The sequence below is a fragment of the Bacteroidales bacterium genome (genome assembly GCA_035299085.1).
Lineage (GTDB): Bacteria > Bacteroidota > Bacteroidia > Bacteroidales > UBA10428 > UBA5072.
Window position 1 is genome coordinate 16,518 of the sequence record DATGXG010000042.1, and the last position, 21,413, is coordinate 37,930.

The window sequence follows — 21,413 nt, forward strand, 5'->3', positions numbered from 1 at the left end:
AAATGAACCAAACTGCGAATTCGCAGTTCGGTATAATTCTGATATTCACCAGTGAACCAAAGTTGGATTTCTGGCCTGTTGTAAGTTTCATCTCAGCAAAGTTGCTGAGATAGCTGATAATCAATATCTAATCAAGATTGATGAGACGTGATTTAGTTACAGATCGACTTCAGATATTCTACCTCTGCTGCAGGCAGCTTATTGTAAATATGTTCCCGGTCCACTTCCTTACCTACCCTCAGAAAGGTTTCGAACGGGTTTATATTGTAGCTGCCTTTTATATCGACCATGAGTCCATTAACGTCCGTTATCTGAAATATGTGCCGACTTTTGATGTGTGGTTCCAGGATGCTGAAACAGGAATGATCCAGACCTTTATTTAACCTGTCATTCCAGATCTTCCAGTCTACTGCTTTTAAAACTCTTTTCGATATCAGTTTGGCCGGACCAGCTACATTCCTGTAGGGCATATCCCAGAACCTGGCCTGGCCAGTTCTCAATGACAGGAAATACAAACCTACACCCCATACCAGGTCATTCTTTGCATTCTTGATCAGCTCATCCACATAGTTGTTATTGATGAGGTCATCTGAGCCCAGGTGCAGAACATGAGTGACCCGATCCCGAAGTTTACCCAAGATGAAATTATGTTTGGCTCCGACCGGATCATTCGGGAAGATATACGTTTCGATCCCATGGCTGTTGAAGATATCAAAATCTTCCTGAAGCGATACAGCACAAACCGGTAAAAAGATATCCGGATAATCTTTCATCAACCGATCGACCATGAGACAGTATGCCTTTGATACCTCTGGTCGTTTATGCGCTACTGTTAAAAGTCCAATTTTCATGATATTTATATTAGAGCCGAACGGGGAATTCCCCGAACGGTTGATTATGAGACAATACCCTGTGATGGGGAATCAAATGTGAGAAAATGCCACACTTGGAAAATTCAAATACGGGAAAATCCCATATTTGGGAAAATTCAAAACTCCCAGAAATTACCGCTCGTGTAAAGAAGATGGCGCCGTGGTTTCCGAGGGTCATGCAATTATTTTGCGCATCCCCTATCCCTTTCAGGAACTTGTATATACAAGTTGATTTCATTTGTTAAGTCATTGATAATGAACGTCTGCCCATTTTTGGTCTTATGTTGATAATGAGTGTGTTATCCTTTGTCATCTATGTTGATAGGTTGTTGTGTTTGTTGAACCATTGTCATACCAAGTGAAGCACAGATGATACCACCAAGGGTGTATATGATATTGCTGTCTACTTGTATGCCGAACAGGTTAGCGATAACGCAGGCTGTGAGTAAGAGTAGGGTAATGAGAGCGGTGAATCGTTTGGATGAGGTTTCGCCGTCTGCACGCAGTAATGATTTAAAGAAGGGTTTCATTTGTGAATTAGATTTGATATGCATATGCTATACCGTTGCTACCTGCAGCGCCACCATTGCCACCTGTTCCAGCTGCACCACCTATTGCTTGCGGTGTGGTGTTAAGGCCAGATCCTGTTTCTTCATGGTAATAAAGTATGACACAGCCACCGCCACCGCCGCCACCATTCCCTGATTTGGATGAACCAGAAGTAGCACCGTTGCCACCTGGTGTACCATTGGCGTTAATGCCATCAGCACCTGAAGCATTGTTGACAGTATGAGCCCATACTTCAAGATAACCGGCACCTGCACCCCCGTCGCCACCACTGAGCAAAGCAGCTGTGCCACCATATGTAGCTGTGCCACCAGCTCCACCTGCAGCACCCCACGCAGTATTGGATCCTGCAGTTCCTGCAACAGGGCTAGTACCGATAGCACCGCCACCGCCACCACCTGCACCACAAAAGAAGTTAAACGGTACACTGGTAGTATTTGCATTCGTAACCGATCCTGCAGCACCGCCAGCTGAAACAGCGGATGAAGTTGGCGAACTTGAAGTGCCTTTATTTCCACCAGTTCCGAGACAAGCAGCAGAATGAAGCCTATGTGTATATGGAACTGTTTTGGAACCTGAATTACAGGTAATCATTCCAGTGCCTTCAATCTTTAAAAGCTTTCTTACCCTAACCGTGAAACCAGCTGTACGCAATGTGGCACCTGTTTGAATAGTTAAACTATCATATTCCATATCCCGGGTTAATGTGGTTGTTCCAGCAGCAATTGTAACGTCACCATCAATACCACTTCCGAATGGTGAAATAGCAGGATAATAAGTGGAAACGCCACCGATCAACTCTATAATGGTCAGGTCATCGTAATTTAGTTCCATTCCGGAAACCCCGTCGAGTTTTTTGAATCTTAGTCGTCTTGGTTCAAGCGTGAGCATATGATCTGCAGCAGCATTAGTATCATAATGCTTTAAATTGATAAGGGCGTAATTGTTAGAATAGGATGTCTGAGATATATATCCAAGTGGATCGACTGTACCGACTATTTGCAGTAAATAATTGGTTGCGCTTTCGGGTAAACCTCCCCAAATATATTGACCTGGGTTTACGGATCCTCCCATGAACTGAAACTTGCTATTTGTGGTTGAATTGCTGATTATAACAGATCCGTCCGGAAATACCTGGAACGGAGAATTGGCCCTGTTCGCATAAGTCCTGCCTGCGTAAAAAGGATAATCCGCAGGTGACATTCCTGCTCCGCCAGTATCGATATTCTTATATATAGCACTGTCAGAAATTGTCCAATTTGCTACACCGCCACCGTCTATATAGATTGACTTGGTGTATATACCAAATGAGGTTAAGGGCGAACCTCCATATGTCAATCCGGTGAGGTTACCCAGTTGGGCCATAACGTTTGCCTGAGTGATTGTCTGGCTATTAACATCATCCAGGATTCGAATATTCGGGTTGTTCAACTGGTTTGCATTGATTTCAATAATGCTTTGCCGGTCTGTATCGGTGAGATTACCTACTTGGACAAATTCATAATTTAATACCTGGTAGTCATCAAGATTAAGCGGGATAGTATAGTCATTGGTCAAAGTAGGTTTATAAATAAGAGCAGACGTACTGGCAGCATTGGCCTTGTATCTAACTTTAAGCTGGATATCGGTTGGAATATTGACATCGATATTTAAATTATCGCCACTGGCCGGTACCAAGGTTGCCAGAGTTGAATACAGGTTATTGGATGAATCGATTAGTTGAACCAGGATAGTGCCGTTATTCACCGAAAGTGTCTGGGTCAGATTCAGAGTGCCTGCTTTGATTGATTTTAGTTCTGTTTCAGCATAGTTACCTGTATTACCGGAAGCATTATAAAAGCCAGGAGGATCCACCCAGGAAAATGATGAGAAACTAACATTGGTGACTGCCAGGCTCGAATAAAGACTTTGTTCTTCTGTATCAGAAAGATCAACATATACGCGGTTATTGTCCGTATCCACTGAAACAACTTCAAGATATAGACTGTGCACATTATTACCGTTAAATTCCTGGCTGTGTATTATGTCATCTTCAGCAAGAATGTACGCGTCAATTTCATCCACTGTAAAATAATAGGTGCCGGGATCACCTTCAATAACATTGCTGGTGGCCTTTACACCACCTCGAGAAATAATCAGATCTTCACTGGCCTGCAATTTGACAATATCCAGTTCATAGATGCTCATGTTATTGCGGACCGTGAGGTTATCAATTTCCAGGTTGTACTTATCGTTAACTGATTGCAGCTTCCAACCTGCCCCAAGAAATCCGGGTGAAAATACTATATCACGGCTTTCAATGGTGTCAATCTTAATATTGCCGGTAAATATATATTCGCCTGTGGCAATGTCCCCGGTATTAAAAAGGAAATTGTCGGGTATTGTGGGCGGAGCAGCAAACCCATATGTAGTAGCTGTAAGTGCGGTCAGTATATGACCCGGTGTAAGATCAGAAACAGGGTGATGAACTGTATCAACCAATGCATGAATATATGATGCGTACTTATCCGGAGGTATTGAACTACTTCCGGAAGGCACGGTTGAATTTGACCTAAATCCCTCAGCGGATCCAACCTCAATTTGACCGTCACGCCGGATCGGCAAAAGCTTTTTATTTGAGAGTGATATCATTGTTCTATAGTGTCTCTGGTTGATACAATTTCAATCATGCTGGCATCTAGCTTTTCATCCCTATCATAAAAAATGCTATGGAAAATATAAAAAGCCTTATCGGGTAGGTTTGGATCCTGGATCAATTTAAGGTCAGTGTCAAAAAGAGTTTCTGAAGCATCAAGGGATCCTTTTAGTATGAATCTCGGATTGCAATACTGTGATGACAATGATTGAAGGAATAACTGTTGGGATGTATAGTATAAGTCCACTTCCCGGTAAAAATATTCCTGGTTTCTACCTGCTGTTGTATTTATGAAAGCACCGCGTGATGCCCCGCTTGATCCGACCCCATTGGTTAAGGACAATATAAGGTTACTTTTCCCAGTCAGATTAACAGAATTTATCGCTTTATCTTCAATGCCTTCGTTTGCTATTACCTGGTTGGTCGATTTATCGATTATTTCGAGCTTAACGTTTTTAATGAAGGCTACAGCTGCCTTGTACTTGTAAAAGAAGGTCAGATTCTGGATATAGGCTGTTGTACTTATATAGGCAAAATCAGCTCCGAAATAATCACCGCCCTGTTTGGTCATGGTGAAAGTCAAGGTATCCGTTGACTTGTTGTATTCAGTAATTACAATAGTGGTGTTGCCGGCGGATGAACCAAATTGATGTGATTGCCCGCCACCGTCAATATAGGTACCGCCGATTCCGCCAACTTCACCAATGGAAATACTGGTGATCTCATTCGGAAATAAGTAATGATTACTCGGAATGGAAGCAAAGGTTCTGAAATTGTGAATGGTCACCACAACAGCATTATTGTTGCTTCGAGTCAAGGTAACCGGGTTACCATTATTGGCACCTGAGCAGGGCAAGGTTTCACCATCCGTAAAACATGATTCTGTAAAAGGTAAAACTTGACTACCATAGGGCTGATCAAAATGAAGCTGCGTAGTCAGGTTATCTACAATTTCAAGAGTAACTTCACCACTTACGATATTTGAAGTGTCATATTCATAAAGATCTACTTCCAGGGAAGCGTTTGTCCAGCGATTGTTGATAGTGCTTTTCTGGTAGTCAAGTGTGCTTACACCAGGTTCCCTTACAATGAGCATCAGCCGGTGATAGCCGTCAGAGGTGTCTTCTTCCCAGTTGTGCAGGTCCGATTTATAATAATGTGTACCGACTTTTATACTTATTGGGATCCGTCCTTCCCAAACTACCTTTTCGTCATTGGCTGAATAAAGATTTGCTGAACGTAATTTTGTTTGGTAGTAAACATCCATGCTGATCCTGATTTTCAGATTCTGGTCTTTTCTTACATTGGTATTTGGAAAGGTGTAAGAAGCCGTTCCCTTTTCATCAAAGAGAGCAAGCATATAATCCGGATCAGAAAATTCACTTTCTTTTGCTGCCAGTTGCATTCCATCTGCTGTCCATCCTTCAAACTCAATGGTATTGTTAAGCCAGTACTGGGTGTTTATATCCGGAGCATCATACATATTCACCCAGGTACCTGGTTCAGCCCAGTTGGTATAGTCACCAAAGTCGAATACCTTCTTAGTTACATCGTATGGGTTATATTTCAATATGATTTCGCTGTATGAAGGCTGAATATCTAATTTCATATCACTCTCAAACCAGCCGATATCTGAACCTACTAAAAGCGATCCACCGAATGGTCCTGAATGATAATTATAGGTGCCGATGTCGTAGTATTTTCCATTTGCCGAACTGTTCAAATTTATAGGGTCAATGATGTAAATGAAATTACCTTTGAATTTCACCACAAGTCCAAGTCCGCCGAAGATAGAGTTAAGCACTTCCCGGCAGGACATCTCGACATTGCTTTCATCAATATAGTTATGGTTATTGGCGCTCAGATATTGGAAGAAATTGTGTTGAGCGATACCCGGTTCCATAGCCGGCACCATGATATCAGTCGAGGTATAAACCCTGGTAAAACTAAGTTCGAGTTTTGAAAGTATATTGGCGAGGACGTTGCCAATCGATTGATAACCGGTATAAAATTGATCTGCATTTTTGTATCGGATATTATCAAGTACTGCCATCCCATCATTGCACTCAATTGTAATCGGCACCAAGATTTCAGATGAATAAGTAAAATCTTCCGAGAAAATTTCAGCATTGATAAAACCCTGCCAAAACAGTGTACTGTCATGATATGCTTTGACCTTAAACATTTGCGGATCCGCGGTGAAAAGTTCCAACAAGCTCAGGGGAGTTGCCAGGATGCTTATGGATGCCCCTGAACCGATTGTGGGTTCATAAATATTGGAAGGGTTAATTCCTCCGCTTATAGCAAAAGGATCATCAGAAGGTATAAGTTCAGTTATTGGACCTGAATAGTCCTTCTTCAGAATCTCAATTTCTGTAAGACCTTCAGACCTACGCCGGTATGATATTGTATATTTAACACCGTATGCCATTATGCAAAGCTTTTAGATTTGCGATTTGCTCTGTTTAATACTCCAACTAGGTCATTACCTTCTATCCGGAAAACTACCTCACCACCGGATGTATTACCAAGGAGGGATTTAAGTTTGGAAAGGGGGGCAATAACTTCCGGGTCTGTTTTGGCATTCGCATATTCACCAACTGTTGCAAGGGTAGGACCTGAAACAACCCCGCCTTTCGCAAACTTCTGTGATTTGATCAGGGCTATTTGGGTCGCTGTTTGAGCAGCAACATAGATCTGTTGAGCAATTTTCTCATAAACAGATCCCTGGCCTGACCAAACTCGTAACGAAGCCAGACCTCCCATAATGTTGGCCTGGGCTATGGCAAGGCGTTGCTCACTGAAAAAGTGCTGACGCCTGATTGCCTCCTGTTTTTCCTCAGAGTTTTTTGCATTCTTGATCTCTTTATTCATATTGGCGTCAAGCAGGTTATTGATCGAGCCGAATATATCTGCTTCACTCTGAACAAGAGTATTGACGGCAATCTGGGAGTTTTCAATCTTTTTGAATAATGCTGCCCTTTCATCAAGCTTTATATTAACTGCAGTCATCCCGTCAAGATCCGGAGTCGATAATTGGCCGGTATGTAATGATGATCCTGAATAAGCCGGCAGAGTCGGTTTGCTTGCTGCTTTAGTCGTTATTTCGACCTGTTTTTCTACTTCTTTTGTTACTGCCTGTTCAGTTTCCAGTCGCTTTTTGGACTGCTTGATTATGCTGGATTGTACCCGGATAGTTTCAACTTCAATGTTATTGATTGCGGTTTTGGTATCGAATAATTGATTGTTTGCCTCAGCAAGTTTTGCCAGGTTTTCATCGTTCAACTTGCCGTAATTCTTCTGAATATTTAACCAGCGCTGTTCTTCAGAGGAAAGGCTTTTATAGAATTCAAGTGCTTTTTCTTTGGCCTTGGCATCTTTAACAGTATAGGAATACATGCCCTGGGAAACTGTTGTCTGGGCATTCAAAAGATTATTGTACTTCTGCAGGTTTTCAGCTGCTTTTTCCTGTTCAGCCTCGAGAAGGTCGTAGTTTTTCAGGACAAATAAAATATCTTCTTTTTGTAATCCGGATTTAACCGTAGCATTCCGGATCTCATTTTCAAAATTTCTGTTATCAAGGTTGAGCTGATCATCGAGCGTCTTTTTGTACAAAATCTTGTAATCATCAAGAGCTTTTTGCCGGTCCTTCCATGATGTTTCACCGGAAGTATCGCGGAATATTGCTTCAAGCCGGGCAAGTTCCGGAGCAGCTTCATGAGCCCTGATCTTTACTGCCTGAGTGGCATCACCTAACCAATCAACGACCTCAGCATATCGACCCCCTTCATCAGCTGCCCTTCTCAATTGATCAATCAGGTTTCCCATGTCGCCCGAGGAAACAGCAATGAAAAACTGATCCGTCGAGAATTTTGCCTTTGTCATTATCTTATCATAGGCATCAGCAGTAAACTGAGTTGCTGAAATGCCTTTTTTCACCAGCTCCACCGCTGAGCTCACACCTGCGACGGCCAGGCCGATCGCGCCGGCTGATTTGACAACTTTATCAAACGAAGAAGACATTCCCCGGGAACTTTCCTGAGCCTTTTGTTTCATAGCTTCAGACGCTCTTTTTGCGTCCTCTGCAGCAGATTTGAAACCCTTTGCATTCCCCTTGATCTCTACACCGACCGATATTCCTTTATTTCCCATGCTTTTGATAGTTTTTTCGCATCGATTGAATTCTTTGCATTAATTCTGATTGGGTCAGCTTCTTTTCTGGATCCTGATTAGTTTTTTTGTTCTTGATCCCGAAGCGAGCATTATATATGGCCTCAATCTCATCCTGGCTCATTTCATCCAGGAAATATTGTGGATCGATACCACAAACTCCAACCAGGTACCCATAGACATCAGAGAAGCTTACCGGCTCTTTTTTTTTCCGGGATCCGGATCATTTTTACCGGCAATTGCCGCCGGAAAATTGAGTATCACATCATCATGAAAATCGTCGATTTGATCCAGAAACTGGTCAAAAGTGTAATCAAAAGGTTTCCCTTCTGAACGAGCGCCGGCCTTGGCCGTGCAATAAAAGAACTTGCAAATCATTTCTGTACCCTGCAATTTGTCAATTGTGGTGCCTGTCAGACTTTCAAATTCAATCATTGCACGGTTAGTAACCTTCACTGGGAATATCGTATTCCCGATCTTTACCTTTTTGGTCTCAAGTAATTGCATAACCAGGATTATGAAATTACAACAGAGGCCTGGCCGGTCAACGGTATAGGCGTCGAGCTATCGGTTACAGTGCAGGTATGGGTACCAGCGGTAAGGCTCGATTTATAAAAGTTCGTACCGCCACCGTTCCATGCGTAAGTATAAGGCTCAACTCCACCTGTTACAAATACTGCTGCAGCAGTTGCATTCTGATTCGTTCTTACAATCAGGTTTGCATCCGGAGTGAAAGAGAATCCCTCATAATGTTCGAATGAAACGCTGTAAGTAGCATTTGCCTGGTCACCTGCGTTCTGATCGAAAGCAGTAATCAGGAAGTCGCCATGTGCATAAAACTCGGATGTGTCCAGAGTCTCGGCACCGTCGCTTTTCTTTCCGAGTTCAAGAGTAACAGGTACACGAAGAACCATGGCATTCATTAGGGCATTGTAATCACCGTCCACGCAGAGTCCTTCTGCGGAAACAGTTACATCCAGCCTGCCAGGTGCCTTGGTTTCAAATTTCCCGGTTCCCTTATTTGAAGTGTTCCGGGTTCCCATCTTTATGCTCAGAGTGTGACTGGTCGAATGAGCCACCGGCACATCATTCATAAACACAAAGAGGTCAGATCCATTGATAATTGTATCCATTGAAATAAATTTAAAAGGTTAATATTTAAGCACTTGTACTTGAAAAGTCAGCCTATTAACGAAGACATCTGTATCAATATGGTATCCTTCAGATTGCCCGGTCAAATAGATCCGACCTATGGTTGTGAATTCATGAGTCCCTTTTTTAAGCTCAAGAGCCTGCCTTATATACCTAGAAATTGATTGTAGATATGAATAATCCTTGCAAAAGGCAGCAACACTAAATTTGCATTCATCCACTACCCAGCCGTCCTTATCATATTCCGGTTCTAAGGCATCTACAGTGTAAATGACAGCCGGCAGCTCAGTGTTTTCACTCAATACGTAGGGCGAAATGCTATCAATGATATCAGTCAAGGGCTGATATGCTGAAAGCAAACTATGAATTACCTTCCCGATCATCGCTTTGGGTTTTAGGTTGTTCAGAAACTTGTTTATGAATGTTCGCGATTAGCGGAGCCACATTTTCGTAAGGCAGTTTCTGTAAGGCGAACATGAGAATGTTAATATCCTTGTCGGATAGTTGTAAGGTTTTCATTTTAATTGTAGTTTTTTATTGGTTCGTATGATCATTTTATCAATAGCCTGGTACCATTCCTGTTCAATGGCATCATATGCCTGCCCTTCAGTCCTGTTAAAAGCTTCTTCAAAGAAATGAGTACCTAACACCCGGCCAGTTGAAGCACTTTTCTTGGATCTTCTGTATCTCATTTTTGTACCATTTTCGACTAGATGTCCATGCCAGCCTTTATATTTCCCAGACTTTTTTGCGCCTACCAGGATCGCAATATCCTTTGGAATTTCGATTGATCCGATAGATTTCTTCAGCCTGCCAGACTTTTCAGGAGCGCCCGCCTGAGCTGCAGCAATTATCGGTTTGCTGGCTTTACGATAAGCTGCAATAAAGATCTTTCGCTGATCAGCATTACTCAGTTCTTGAAAGAAGTCTTCAAGAACCTTAAGTTGGCCGGTTTCAATTGAGACTTCCATTAATTCTCTTTTTCAAGTTGAAGCTTTAAAGCCTGTTTACGGCCAATCACTTCCATATAGGTTATTATATAGAAGTCACTGGATTCGTCCAGTTTAACCTTCATGGTTTCGACAATATTCGACCGGTACCTGACAGTCAATTCCATATTCCGTGAATAAATCTTTTCCTCAGCTGTAGACAATGCTTTATTGCCACCAGTCCAGCGGACTTCACCTCTTGTGGAAATGGTCACAGTGGGCCATGAATCAACTGAGGCACCGAAGTCGTCTTTGCTAGTTACTTTAGCATAGAATTTTACCCGATTGAATAGATTTCCAGCTCTCATACTATAGTGTAATTCTTGTAAGGTGCAATCAGATATTCATAAGAAAATGGGATCTTGACAACGTTCACGCCGATAGAAACCGGTTCCCGGACCAGGTAAAAGTGACCGATTATAATTTTCATTGCATGTACTAAACCCTTTGGGATTTCGTCTTCAACTTCCAATTCAGAAAGAGGTTGACCGATATCAATTGCAACAAGTTCCTCAACCAGGTCCTGAAGCGATGCAATGTAAGTATCATCGTCAGTGAAGTCCACGTTCAGATGTTTCTTAACTTCTTCCAGAGTAGTGTAAGTTGCCATGTTATTGAGTTTTAAAAGGGGGCGTCGCGTTTCACGACGCCCCACTAATGAAGATTAGGCCTTAATGGCTAAGGATGCAAACGAAATGGCATAGTCATCTGCCTGGGTAGTGGCTTCTCCATGAACATCAGTCGGAGCGGATCCACGAAGACCTTTAGCATCAAAATATGCATTGATTACGATGCGAACCTTGTTTTCTTTGGCTACTGTGAAGGGATCGACAGTGATATCGAATCCACCCCACTGACCAATACAGAGATCAGCCCAGTTACCAAATACAACCAGGTCACCGGCGTCGGTACCTGCTGCACCAGAGCAACCATTTGTAACATACAAAGGATAGCCGTTAACCTGGCCAGCTTCTGAACAGATGTAACCAGGAAGACCGGTTTCCTTTAAAGTGGTTTTCAGAATACCTCGGCCAGAAGCATTGGTAATGTAACCAAGCTTGTTTGCCAGGGCGTTTGCTGAGTCAATTGCAGTTTCCAGGGCAACAAGCAATTTATTGGTTGCAGCGGCCTTAGCGGCTTTCGTATCGGTCCCAGTCGTGATCTTATAACCCATACCCTGAGGCTGAGTAGCAGATCCGGCTGCAACGCCAAGAATTGTACTTTCCAGTTTACGTGCTACAGCACTGGCAATATTGTCAAGCAGCATCCTTTCAGCGCCTACTGAATCCTGAGCCAGGAACAATTTGGATACATCCAGGTAAGCAGTAAGCCTTTTGGGTGAGAACCCGACTTCACCAAAAGTACCGGCACCGTCATCAGCAGCTATTACTTCACCTTTCCAGGCAACAGTTGTTCCGCTGTACGAAGGGATTGAAACATTGCCGACCAGACCAGTCAAATAAGTAGCACCCGCAGCAGCAAGAACCAACTTATTTTCCAGCGGAGGCAGAATTGCCATTTTCTGTTCAGCAACAATTTCCTGACCCTGGGTTGCAGTACCTGCCAGAACATCGGCACGGATTTCAACAGGGATCACAAGATCACCAGCTGGCATATGACCGGAAGCCCTCAATTCATTGCGACCAACTTCAAAAATTCTGGTCGACAGTTCATCATAATTCTTGCCGTCAAGTTTTGACCTGATAGCTTTGATAAGTGAGAATTGTGACTGTGCACCGGGAATAGCCTGGGATACTTTCTTACCAGGTACAAAAGAACTGGAACGCATTTCCTTTTCCAGATCCAAGTCCAGTTCACGGATCTGCAGGAGGTTGTCATCGAACTCTGACTGTTCGGTTGCAGTGAGAGAACGTTTTTCTGTGCGAGCGGCGTTTACAATGGTTTTATTTTTATCCAAAAGCTGGCCAATCTCGTCTTTCATTTGTAAAACAGTTTTTTTCATGATTGAAATTATTTATCGTTTATAATTGAGCCTGTCCTCGAGGTTTGTGAAATAAGATTCGGGTATTGTCACTAATTTTCCTTCCGGATCCGATCCGGTAGGGTTAGGTATCGTTCCACCTTCCGATTTCTGAACTTCGGTCAGACTACGGGTTGCTATTTTAGTATCTTGATATGCCGGAGTATAACAGGGTGACATATCATAGATTTGTTCGAATTTGCTGATTGTTCGTAGGTAAGTGCCGTCATCCTGTTTCACCCATTTTTCGCCACCGGTGGCAACGGTAAAGGCAAATGATGCATTCCTGATATCACCCCTGCGAATGCCTTCAAGTAATTCATCACCGAGTGGAAAATTTGGCGCAACGAATCCGAATTGAACACCTTTGGTATCCACCTTCAAAGACATTGATCCGGAACCAAATGATGAACGAGCCAGGATCCCACGGGAAAGGTTGTGATCCATGCAAGCCATTACGTCGGAATTGTCCAGAACACCGTCAACCGCACCCGGGAGAATTATTTCATAAAATCCGCCGAGATTCTTTGACCTGGAATTAAAAACTATTCCATAACCTTCAACCTTTCTGGAATCCTTTGCAGCCCTTATTTCAGCTGCTTCATGCGATATAGAGCGAATTTCATAGTCCATAGTTATTGCTGTTTTTGAGTTTTATCAATAGGTTTGGTTCCGACTGGCTGCATATTGACTTGATAGTAAGCCTGGTCGCCACCTTCGACCGGTGGATTATCTAACTGCTGACGGAGTTCATTTATCGTGAATCCTCCAACCTGGAAACCTTTGGAGAGATAATTGATCTTGCTATCCATATTAGCCCGGATCAATTCATTTATGTTGAGCTGCAACCAGGTGTATCTTCGTTGTCTGGGAGGGAAAACCTTGCGGTTAAATTCAACTTCAAGCTTGGTGTTAAAGGGTGAAACGGTATCGGTCAAATATCCCAGCTGGTAAGCTTCAACATTTGAATATGTCAGGTTAGCATTATCAAAGGCCTTGGCAGGCGGCACCCCAAAGAACCGGCATATATCGACCACGTTAAAACCACGCACCTCAATTAGCTGCTGATCCTTTGGATTGACTGTTACGGGCAGGAACTTAAGGCCACCGTCAAGCACAGCGACACCTCCGGGTTCACCGGATGCAACATTAAAGGTTGCCCGCCAACTGTCTTTCATTGAAGTGGCTTTTTCTGTAGTAATCTTGCCATCACTTGAAAGGATCCCTGAAAGGTTTGCACCAGAAGCGAAGAAGCCCCTTGCGCTTGCCTCTGCTGAATATGACAAGCTCATCGAATTGGCTGCATGTCGCAAAGTGGATACACCTCGTAAACCGTCGTAGCTGAAGTTTAAAACATGAATCATGTCTTCATCTTCAACTTTCCGTTCGAATCCTGGCTTACCTACGAAGTAGTAAACTGATCTATCCTGACGCTGATACATGGTTACAGTATCAATAACCAGTTCCAATTCATCAGGCTGACCTGTGCCGTCTCGATGTATTATAATAAAGCCATCACCTTCCAGAAGAACCTTTTGCACCAAGGTTTTCATAAAGGTGTATTTATTCATCGCTGGACCAGGAGTCAGATTTAATGTTTCCCAGGCATAATGGAATTCATCTTTTCTCCAACCCTTATCACCGAAGCGCAAAATATCCCAAGTCTGGCTTGCTATAGAGTCACTTACAACGTCTACACAGCGATAGACAGCACTTAACTGCAGGCTATTCTGAATGGATAGCGGGCTGGCCGCAAAACCATAAGGCAGGCCGACTGCCGTGGTAGGTTGGACTGTGATTGACCTTTTTTCACCAGTCAGAATGTTTTTTGCTCTTGTGAATAAATTCATAATTACGTGAATTAAAATACGTTACCACCTCCACCGTTAGCAGAATAGTCTAGATATGCAGCAAGGGCCTGCAGCATGGCAATTACGCCATCAATCTTTTTCTTTTCTGAGGACTTCATTGGTTTCGTATTTCCATTGAAGTCGGTTCGTAATTCCACATTCCGGAGACAATAGCGGTTAATTGGATTGTCGTCAATTATTACTTGGCCGCCCAGCATCAATCGCTCAAATTCTTTGGTCGGGACGTTGAAATTGCCAATGGCTTGTGAATATGGAATAAGGTTAAGTCCTTGATCAGTTGCCTGAACAACAAATGAAAGACTGTTAAATTTGTCGTAATATATTCTTTCAACCTCATTCAGCGTGTTTGCGGCCAGAATATCCCGGGTAATGCAATCGTAATCAGTTACGTTGCCTGATGTGACCTTCAAAAAACCACGCCTGACCCATTCCCGGTATAAGTCGATATCTGCATGTACGCCGCCCTTATTAACCGTTTCGGTCGGCACGTAATAATCTGTCCTGAAATAGTACTTTTCACCTTTAACAAAAAGATAGGAAACCGCTGTCAGGTCAACATTTGAAGCAAGATCAACACCACAGAATGACAGTTCACCTTTAAAGTCAGCAATGTTTGCCTTCTGAGTTGCTTGAAGAATGTACTGGTCCGCGATCCAGGTCATGGCAGAGTCACACCAGATATTCAAATTTTTCGTTTTAATACCGACCTCATCCGATGGACTATTTACTGCTTGTGTGACCTGAGTCTTAATGTAATTGCTTAGGACAGTTACATCCAAATTCGGATTTGATTTTATCCAGTTGGCAGGATCCTTCCAGTCATCAGTTTCGTCCATTGAATAAACCAAGCCAAAAAATGTATCATCAGTTTTAACCTGAGCAGCTATTTCGGTTGCAACGGTCCTGAGTTCATAACATGGCAGATTCTTATCAAAGCCTGCGGTCGTAATTGTGATTAGCAAAGGATTTTCCCTCATTCCCTGGCTTGATCTGATAACATCCCGGACTGAGCTATCAGGCGCGCTGTGATATTCATCAACGATACCACAACTGCAGTTGTACCCGTCTAACTTATCGCTATCAGCTGCCAGGACTTTAATGAAGCTGTTGGCATGTGGGAAAGTCACGTCAGCCCTTAACCGCTTCAAATATTTTGCGTCAGGATCAAGTGATTTGGTGAATTCGCGCACTGCACCAAAAGCGATCTTGGCCTGGTCTTTCGAATTCGCAGCCAGTAGTATTTCAGCGCCAGGTTCCTCAAACATACCAAACAGAGCAAATAATGCTGCAAGGGCAGTCTTACCATTCTTTCGTGCCATTTCCAGGTATACCGTGTTGAAGCGGCGTTTCCCGGTTTCCTTCCAATAGAATCCGTAAATATTCGCGACAATAAACTTTTGCCAAGGCTCTAAAATGAAAGGTTTACCGGCGTGTTTTCCCTGTGTGTGCTTTAATTTCGAGGCAAAGTCAATGACCCTTTCAACTTCTTCAATACGGAATTCAAGATCTTCCCGGAGTAAATCAATCTGGTAGCGTTTCACTGTATTTACCGTATGGAGCCCAGCCGGTATTTTGCCAGTTAAAATGTCGTTGCAATATGTCTGAACATCCTTCATTTCTGGATCAGGTCAATTTTGTTTTCAATTCTATTCAAGCTTTGGTAAATCCGGTCAATATCCTTGTTAAAGCGTTCCACGTCGACCTTATTTTCAATTTTGGATTTGCAATCCTGAATAGTTGCGCTAGCCTGACCGGCCTTAACAGAAAGGTTTATCACAAAGATTGAGACAGTCAAGAATAAGCTTATAACCGTAGTTATGGCCCAGACAGGTACCGGCACCGATGTTTGCAGCTTTTCTTTCATCTCGTTTCGACCTTTTTAGCGGGTTTCTTCATCAGAAAATCAATCGGATTGACAGCCTTTTCCTTTGGCTTTTTCCCTTGTTTGAAGCGGGATTTAGGGGTCATGCCGAACTCTTGCAGCAACTTAAAGAGCATAACCTCTTTGTCGTGTGCGATCTTTATACATGGGTGCGGGCGTTTAACTCCGTAGCGATCCAATACAACCTGGCCTTCAGATGCAATTGTATCTTTCGCAGTTTCATAGGCATCGTGCACGTCGCCCAGAAGTTCAAAAGCCTTCTGGTCAACCTTACAAACTGAGGGATCCTTCTTCAATTCGGCCAACAAACCCTTAAGAAACTTCTGGGTTTCATAGCCGTATTCGTCGGATATGCTGAAATTAAGCTTCATAATTGCTGTTTTTTTTCCGGGTTTCCGGCATGAATACTTTTATTTTTCCACTCTCAATATCTTCGGCAATGTCTTTAAGTTTGACATTTTCCCAGTCATCAATTGATATCTGACCTGTTTCCAGAAGATTCATTTTGTGGATAATTGCCCTGGCAAAAGGTGTTTGAGAAACCGCCATTCCGCCTTGGTAAATTTCAGCCTCATGAGCAGCATATTCTTGCCTTTGCTTTTCGATCTTTGCGGATGCATATTGACCGAAAAGGGACATAACCGATGCGACTGAAAGTTTGCCCTTCAGATTTTCAAGGGTGCCTTCAAAGACATACTTTATTTCGCCCAGCATTAAGGCCTTGTATTTCATCTGAATCAGGTAAACCAACCTGTTTACAGAATGGGAAAACATTTCTTGATCCATTACTGAAGCCAGGTCCAACATTGCTGTTTTAAGCAAACCTTCAATGACTGACTTTAAAAAGCTTTCAGGTAAATCCCGAACCTTGGTTTCGTTGTGATAAGTTATCATGCTTGTAAAGAATTGACGAGTTGATACATCGAAGTCTTTTTATTGAATTGATTTTCTGGCTTGAACCAAACAGCCTGCATTTTTTGTTTCCAGTTTCTCACCGGAGAACCTTTGCTGTCATGCCAGTTTCCTTCTGTATAATAATTGAAAGCACGTCTGGCGGCTTCTTCAGAATAATTATTATTTAAAAAATATAAAATAACCTCATCGACCGTGGGCGGAACGAAGTGGAGCCTTTCCTTCTTCTTCTTATCTTCTTTATTTCTTAAATTCTTATCTTCTTTATATTCTTGTTTGTGGTCGGTCGCTGGTCGATTGCTGGTCAGTTGTTGGACTGGTTGCTGGTCAGTTTGCTGGTCTTTTTCTGTTTCGCTGATCTGATATTTATCATAATTACAGATCGTTATAACGCTATATCTGTTGGTCGTTTGGATGGCTATTTCGTTGGTCGATTTTAGCTTTTCTAAACATGTCCGCACTGAACGTTCAGATATTCCGGTACTTTCAGCAAGCTCATGCCTGCCTGATATAAGCTGACCGCGATTTATGGTAATTCCACGCCATTTCCTGGTTTCATGATTGGCCTCTAAAAGAAGATGAAGAAACAAATGCACCATATTAGCGTCCTGGTACCATTCCCAGTCAAGAAATTTCCGATGCAACTTAATCCACCCGGTCATTTTTGGATGTATTTTTCAATTGCGGAATTGAGTTTCAGCAACTTTTCAGATAGTAAGCTCCACCAAACCATGTCAGCGATTAGCATTCGCTTCCTAGCGTCGGACTGGTACTCAGTGATCTGTTTAGCAATTTCGCCACTGAGTTTTTCGATTTTTTCGCGCTTGGTTTTCATGACTCTGAATTTTGAATGTTAGACTCGATGAAAGCCAGAATCGACGCCTCTTGGTAGAAAATACGACGTCCTACGCGTGACCATTTGAGCAAACCAAATTTTCTCCACCTCCATAATGAGGTTTGACGCACGTTCAACATAGCTTGGGCTTCGGATTCCGTTTTCCAGCCAGGGATAAGAGATTTTTCCATTTTAGAAATTTTTAAAAACGCCAATCAGGCGGAATAACCGCAGATAGAATCCTCTGGCAATCCGCCAGATAGCGTTTAAGTAAAATCCCTGTTTGATTTGGCTCCCCAGTTTGTGAGTAGTTTCTGGTAAGGGAGCACCTCCTATTCGGAAGCCGTAGCTTATAATCTGTATCCGCTACTGCGGTTGATGAGAGTTGGGACTCGCTTCATCCTAAGGCCGTACAGTCGGCTCTGACTTATGGATACAAATTTAAATTGAAATAAAATGTGAAAATCAAAAAAATATTCACAAAATCAATATTTTTTCGCAAATTGTTTAAAATGAATAATTTCCCTATAGAAAATTATTAAATTCGTTTAACCAAAACTAATAACGCTATGGAAATTATTCACTTCAAATCAAAATCTGAGAATATACCGGTATTTGGATTTACAAGTATTTATGTCAAGAATTATATTTGTAAGAGTAATCACTTGAAATTGACCTTTCTCGATCAAGAGTTTGCCATGGCTTCGATTACCGTTAAAAAAGGATCTGCTTATCCTATTGAGGCTATGAAATCAATATTTTTTGAGACTCAGGGTGAATGCAGCGTTGAATATGAACTAAGAAAATAAACGCCTGTTTTCCGGCGATAATTGTACAAATCTGTACATTTACAAAGTGAGAAAAAGCACTTTTATAGATAAACGCACAAATCCGTGCTTTTACCGAAACCTTAAACTATCCTTGAACCGGGGCATAAAAAAAGGGTTCCAATATCTTCTGAAACCCTTGTGACCCCGACAGGACTCAAACCTGTAACCTTCTGATCCGTAGTCAGATGCTCTATTCAATTAAGCTACGGGGCCATTATTGAGGCTGCAAATATAGAAAAATCCTGAAAACTATAAACAATTTTTGTGGATGAGTAAATCATTAAAAAAGAAATTACTGAAAGCCATGACAACAATCATTCACTTAAAAACCAGCCTTATTGATCAATGAATTAAGTCACTTTATGGAATCTGACAGTTATTAAACAAATGAAATAGATATATTTATATTCTGATGACAGAAGCCCTTGAACGATGAACCCTAAACTTTCTGCTCTCTGTATATTTATTTGCGCTTTTTTAACCCAATCACCGGCTCAAAGCTGGCGCCAGCAACAGATTATAACAGGTACCAAAAACCTGGGAAAATCATTTGACTATGACGGCAAAAAATTAATAGCGACAGATTACAATCAGGCTTGTATCTTTCAATGGCAGGATACAGGCTGGGTTAAGAAATACACTCTGTCTATGCCGGTTGAAGATACTACGTTATCTGCTGCCATTTTCTGGGATTGTGCCATACTTGGCGCTCCCGATCAGAATTTGGCCCATGTGTTCCAATATAACGGATCTGGTTGGGATGACGTCAAAATTCTTGAGCCGGATAACCTTGCGGAATCAGATCAGTTTGGTTACGCAGTCAAAATGGATTACAATTTTATTTTTGTTAGTTCCATTTATGATGATGAAGGTGCCGGGGATTGCGGTTCAGTTTATGTTTATCAGAGAAACGGTTCGGATTGGAATCCGTTGCAGAAACTGGTACCTTCCGGCGCACATAAAACAAGTCGTTTTGGATTATGCATGGCTCTCAGTGGAACTAGTCTGATTATCGGATCGGATAGTGCAACGTATTTCTTTCGTTGGGACGGAATTCAATGGATTGAACAAACCATAGCAACTGTCCCTGGCCTTTCAGTAGCGATTTCAGGAGATAAAGCCTTGGTCGGATCACTATATGATTCGGGTGAGGGTGTAAACGATGATTGTATATATTCATTTTGGTTGAATAACTACCAATCAGCATGGATCATGGCAAACAATGGACGGATTAGCCAAATAGGTAATCAGGTAGCTGTAAGTCCGGAATTTCGTTTGGTAGGAAATGGAACTCAGGTTCATAAGATATACACTGCCAGTGGCGATTGGTACTATACTGATATCATAGATCTGGATTATAGCGGTGATATCATGATTTCATACCATATGATCCTGATCAGTGACCCTTCGTATTGTAAAGAACCGATTCCCGGGGAAAAGGTCCAGACGGGAGCGCTCTATTGTTACTTCCTGAAATTTAATCCATATATAGACTTTCACTCAATTCCTACTATGATATATGGAGATCCTCCCTTTAATTATCAGGTCAGTCCTGTATGCACCGTTACTTCAAGTGATGAGAGTATTGCGAAAATAGAAGGCAGTAAAATAAAAATCATTGGTGCAGGTACCTGTGACATTGTGGCTACCTATGAAGAAGATACAATTTACCTGACAGAAAAAAAATCACAAAAGCTCACCGTTAATAAATCTCCCCTGTTTATCCAGGCTGATAATAAAAGCAGAGAGTACTTCAGCAAGAACCCTGAATTTACTTTGTCATTTTCTTCTTTCAAAAATGGTGATGATATAAATGATCTTGAGGAACTGCCTGTTTTAATATGTTCTGCTGATTCTTCGAGCAATGCCGGTTTATATCCGATTGAACTGTCAGGTGGTACTGATAAAAATTATAATTTCGAATTCACAAATGGTACTCTTGAAGTTACCAAAGCGCCGTTGCAAATTAAGGCAGATGATATCTCTAAAACTTACGGCAGTGAAAATCCGGAATTCACATGGTCAATCACGGGATTTAAAAACAATGAAGATACTTCCGTGCTGGATCAATTACCTATAATCGCCTGTAATGAAACCGTATTATCCCGCGTCGGCACTTACTCTCTGAGGCCTGAACTGGGCTCCGATAATAATTATAATTTTGAATATATCACCGGGGTGCTGACAATAAATAAAGCACTGGTTTCGGTCCGGGTAAGGGATACAAGCAGAAATTACGGAGAAGAAAATCCTGATTTTGAAATGGAATTTAATGGTTTTGTCAATAATGAAGATAAATCAGTTATTGATCTTTTACCCAGGGCATATTGCACGGCTAATATTCAGTCAGCACCCGGTACTTATCCTATTATTATATTAAAAGGAGTCGATCCTGACTACGAATTCAATTATACCAATGGGGTGCTAACAGTCAATCCCCTTGTCGGAAATGCAAATTATACTGAAAACGAAATCAATGTCTGGCCAAATCCCACATCGGGGAAATTATTTATCAGGAATGCCGGAATTAAGGAAGTTACTATTTATTCATCGTCAGGAATACCTGTAAAGAAGAAGAACATTCATTCAGATTTTATCGACATAAGTGATCTCCCAGCGGGTATATACTATATCCTCATTGGAAAACATTCATTTAAAATTCTGAGACAATAGGAATTTCACTTAATGATTGCTTCTTTTCCCTGTCCTTTCTTATC

20 protein-coding genes and 1 tRNA gene are annotated in these 21,413 nt (G+C 42.0%); 2 read left to right on the forward strand and 19 right to left on the reverse strand.

Annotation, left to right across the window (positions count from 1 at the left end):
- Nucleotides 1-152 precede the first annotated feature (152 nt).
- The 18 genes from VK179_13810 to VK179_13895 form a co-directional block, all read right to left on the reverse strand.
- Entirely contained in the window at nucleotides 153-851 is a 699-nt protein-coding gene (locus VK179_13810; GenBank protein ID HLO59819.1) for a hypothetical protein, read from the reverse strand.
- A 558-nt stretch (nucleotides 852-1,409) separates the two neighbouring features.
- On the reverse strand, nucleotides 1,410-4,070 hold the full coding sequence (locus VK179_13815; GenBank protein ID HLO59820.1) for a hypothetical protein: 2,661 nt from the start codon (nucleotides 4,068-4,070) through the stop codon (nucleotides 1,410-1,412).
- Nucleotides 4,067-6,505, reverse strand: coding sequence for a hypothetical protein (locus tag VK179_13820; GenBank protein ID HLO59821.1), 2,439 nt, complete (start codon nucleotides 6,503-6,505; stop codon nucleotides 4,067-4,069). Before VK179_13820 ends, VK179_13815 begins: the two co-directional genes overlap by 4 nt.
- Nucleotides 6,505-8,226 (reverse strand): hypothetical protein, encoded by a 1,722-nt coding sequence (locus tag VK179_13825; GenBank protein HLO59822.1) that lies wholly within the window; start codon nucleotides 8,224-8,226, stop codon nucleotides 6,505-6,507. The genes VK179_13820 and VK179_13825 overlap by 1 nt, the downstream gene beginning before the upstream one ends.
- Nucleotides 8,227-8,436: 210 nt before the next feature.
- A complete protein-coding gene (locus VK179_13830; GenBank protein ID HLO59823.1) occupies nucleotides 8,437-8,751 on the reverse strand; it encodes a hypothetical protein in 315 nt (104 codons plus the stop codon).
- Between the two features lie 8 nt (nucleotides 8,752-8,759).
- Nucleotides 8,760-9,377, reverse strand: a complete 618-nt coding sequence (locus VK179_13835) for a phage tail tube protein (GenBank protein HLO59824.1) — start codon at nucleotides 9,375-9,377, stop codon at nucleotides 8,760-8,762.
- Between the two features lie 18 nt (nucleotides 9,378-9,395).
- The gene (locus VK179_13840) at nucleotides 9,396-9,779 is read right to left on the reverse strand and encodes a hypothetical protein (protein ID HLO59825.1); all 384 of its coding nucleotides are present in this window, start codon (nucleotides 9,777-9,779) and stop codon (nucleotides 9,396-9,398) included.
- Nucleotides 9,780-9,911: 132 nt separating this feature from the next.
- Nucleotides 9,912-10,367: an HK97 gp10 family phage protein gene (locus VK179_13845; protein ID HLO59826.1), complete on the reverse strand. Its 456-nt coding sequence runs from the start codon at nucleotides 10,365-10,367 to the stop codon at nucleotides 9,912-9,914.
- Nucleotides 10,367-10,693, reverse strand: a complete 327-nt coding sequence (locus VK179_13850) for a head-tail adaptor protein (protein ID HLO59827.1) — start codon at nucleotides 10,691-10,693, stop codon at nucleotides 10,367-10,369. Before VK179_13850 ends, VK179_13845 begins: the two co-directional genes overlap by 1 nt.
- Complete coding sequence (locus tag VK179_13855; protein ID HLO59828.1) at nucleotides 10,690-10,995, reverse strand: head-tail connector protein; 306 nt, start codon at nucleotides 10,993-10,995, stop codon at nucleotides 10,690-10,692. The genes VK179_13850 and VK179_13855 overlap by 4 nt, the downstream gene beginning before the upstream one ends.
- 54 nt (nucleotides 10,996-11,049) lie before the next feature.
- The gene (locus tag VK179_13860; protein ID HLO59829.1) at nucleotides 11,050-12,348 is read right to left on the reverse strand and encodes a phage major capsid protein; all 1,299 of its coding nucleotides are present in this window, start codon (nucleotides 12,346-12,348) and stop codon (nucleotides 11,050-11,052) included.
- A gap of 12 nt (nucleotides 12,349-12,360) precedes the next feature.
- Nucleotides 12,361-12,999, reverse strand: coding sequence for an HK97 family phage prohead protease (locus VK179_13865; protein HLO59830.1), 639 nt, complete (start codon nucleotides 12,997-12,999; stop codon nucleotides 12,361-12,363).
- 2 nt (nucleotides 13,000-13,001) lie between these two features.
- Nucleotides 13,002-14,216 carry a phage portal protein gene (locus VK179_13870; protein ID HLO59831.1) on the reverse strand — a complete coding sequence of 405 codons (1,215 nt, stop codon included), beginning with the start codon at nucleotides 14,214-14,216 and terminating at the stop codon, nucleotides 13,002-13,004.
- Between the two features lie 11 nt (nucleotides 14,217-14,227).
- The gene (locus VK179_13875) at nucleotides 14,228-15,853 is read right to left on the reverse strand and encodes a terminase TerL endonuclease subunit (protein HLO59832.1); all 1,626 of its coding nucleotides are present in this window, start codon (nucleotides 15,851-15,853) and stop codon (nucleotides 14,228-14,230) included.
- A 244-nt stretch (nucleotides 15,854-16,097) separates the two neighbouring features.
- On the reverse strand, nucleotides 16,098-16,490 hold the full coding sequence (locus VK179_13880) for a P27 family phage terminase small subunit (GenBank protein HLO59833.1): 393 nt from the start codon (nucleotides 16,488-16,490) through the stop codon (nucleotides 16,098-16,100).
- The gene (locus tag VK179_13885; protein ID HLO59834.1) at nucleotides 16,480-17,013 is read right to left on the reverse strand and encodes a hypothetical protein; all 534 of its coding nucleotides are present in this window, start codon (nucleotides 17,011-17,013) and stop codon (nucleotides 16,480-16,482) included. The genes VK179_13880 and VK179_13885 overlap by 11 nt, the downstream gene beginning before the upstream one ends.
- Nucleotides 17,010-17,693: a hypothetical protein gene (locus tag VK179_13890; protein ID HLO59835.1), complete on the reverse strand. Its 684-nt coding sequence runs from the start codon at nucleotides 17,691-17,693 to the stop codon at nucleotides 17,010-17,012. Before VK179_13890 ends, VK179_13885 begins: the two co-directional genes overlap by 4 nt.
- A complete protein-coding gene (locus VK179_13895) occupies nucleotides 17,690-17,866 on the reverse strand; it encodes a hypothetical protein (GenBank protein ID HLO59836.1) in 177 nt (58 codons plus the stop codon). Before VK179_13895 ends, VK179_13890 begins: the two co-directional genes overlap by 4 nt.
- Before the next feature lie 569 nt (nucleotides 17,867-18,435).
- On the opposite strand from VK179_13895, the gene VK179_13900 reads away from it, so the two are divergent.
- The gene (locus VK179_13900; GenBank protein ID HLO59837.1) at nucleotides 18,436-18,675 is read left to right on the forward strand and encodes a hypothetical protein; all 240 of its coding nucleotides are present in this window, start codon (nucleotides 18,436-18,438) and stop codon (nucleotides 18,673-18,675) included.
- 160 nt (nucleotides 18,676-18,835) lie between these two features.
- Here VK179_13900 and VK179_13905 read toward each other — a convergent pair.
- Nucleotides 18,836-18,909, reverse strand: a tRNA-Arg gene (locus VK179_13905).
- Between the two features lie 219 nt (nucleotides 18,910-19,128).
- Between VK179_13905 and VK179_13910 the strand changes: the two genes are divergently transcribed.
- Nucleotides 19,129-21,369, forward strand: coding sequence for an MBG domain-containing protein (locus tag VK179_13910; GenBank protein ID HLO59838.1), 2,241 nt, complete (start codon nucleotides 19,129-19,131; stop codon nucleotides 21,367-21,369).
- The last annotated feature ends 44 nt before the right edge of the window (nucleotides 21,370-21,413 follow it).

What these genes read in the sequence shown, in the direction of transcription:
- VK179_13820 (HLO59821.1), bottom strand. Translation starts at nt 6,505, where the DNA reads ATGGCATACGGTGTTAAATATACAATATCATACCGGCGTAGGTCTGAA.
- VK179_13810 (HLO59819.1), bottom strand. Translation starts at nt 851, where the DNA reads ATGAAAATTGGACTTTTAACAGTAGCGCATAAACGACCAGAGGTATCA.
- VK179_13885 (HLO59834.1), bottom strand. Translation starts at nt 17,013, where the DNA reads ATGATAACTTATCACAACGAAACCAAGGTTCGGGATTTACCTGAAAGC.
- VK179_13870 (HLO59831.1), bottom strand. Translation starts at nt 14,216, where the DNA reads ATGAATTTATTCACAAGAGCAAAAAACATTCTGACTGGTGAAAAAAGG.
- VK179_13895 (HLO59836.1), bottom strand. Translation starts at nt 17,866, where the DNA reads ATGAAAACCAAGCGCGAAAAAATCGAAAAACTCAGTGGCGAAATTGCT.
- VK179_13900 (HLO59837.1), top strand. Translation starts at nt 18,436, where the DNA reads ATGGAAATTATTCACTTCAAATCAAAATCTGAGAATATACCGGTATTT.
- VK179_13825 (HLO59822.1), bottom strand. Translation starts at nt 8,226, where the DNA reads ATGGGAAATAAAGGAATATCGGTCGGTGTAGAGATCAAGGGGAATGCA.
- VK179_13860 (HLO59829.1), bottom strand. Translation starts at nt 12,348, where the DNA reads ATGAAAAAAACTGTTTTACAAATGAAAGACGAGATTGGCCAGCTTTTG.
- VK179_13875 (HLO59832.1), bottom strand. Translation starts at nt 15,853, where the DNA reads ATGAAGGATGTTCAGACATATTGCAACGACATTTTAACTGGCAAAATA.
- VK179_13835 (HLO59824.1), bottom strand. Translation starts at nt 9,377, where the DNA reads ATGGATACAATTATCAATGGATCTGACCTCTTTGTGTTTATGAATGAT.
- VK179_13910 (HLO59838.1), top strand. Translation starts at nt 19,129, where the DNA reads ATGAACCCTAAACTTTCTGCTCTCTGTATATTTATTTGCGCTTTTTTA.
- VK179_13855 (HLO59828.1), bottom strand. Translation starts at nt 10,995, where the DNA reads ATGGCAACTTACACTACTCTGGAAGAAGTTAAGAAACATCTGAACGTG.
- VK179_13845 (HLO59826.1), bottom strand. Translation starts at nt 10,367, where the DNA reads ATGGAAGTCTCAATTGAAACCGGCCAACTTAAGGTTCTTGAAGACTTC.
- VK179_13865 (HLO59830.1), bottom strand. Translation starts at nt 12,999, where the DNA reads ATGGACTATGAAATTCGCTCTATATCGCATGAAGCAGCTGAAATAAGG.
- VK179_13830 (HLO59823.1), bottom strand. Translation starts at nt 8,751, where the DNA reads ATGCAATTACTTGAGACCAAAAAGGTAAAGATCGGGAATACGATATTC.
- VK179_13880 (HLO59833.1), bottom strand. Translation starts at nt 16,490, where the DNA reads ATGAAGCTTAATTTCAGCATATCCGACGAATACGGCTATGAAACCCAG.
- VK179_13840 (HLO59825.1), bottom strand. Translation starts at nt 9,779, where the DNA reads ATGATCGGGAAGGTAATTCATAGTTTGCTTTCAGCATATCAGCCCTTG.
- VK179_13815 (HLO59820.1), bottom strand. Translation starts at nt 4,070, where the DNA reads ATGATATCACTCTCAAATAAAAAGCTTTTGCCGATCCGGCGTGACGGT.
- VK179_13890 (HLO59835.1), bottom strand. Translation starts at nt 17,693, where the DNA reads ATGACCGGGTGGATTAAGTTGCATCGGAAATTTCTTGACTGGGAATGG.
- VK179_13850 (HLO59827.1), bottom strand. Translation starts at nt 10,693, where the DNA reads ATGAGAGCTGGAAATCTATTCAATCGGGTAAAATTCTATGCTAAAGTA.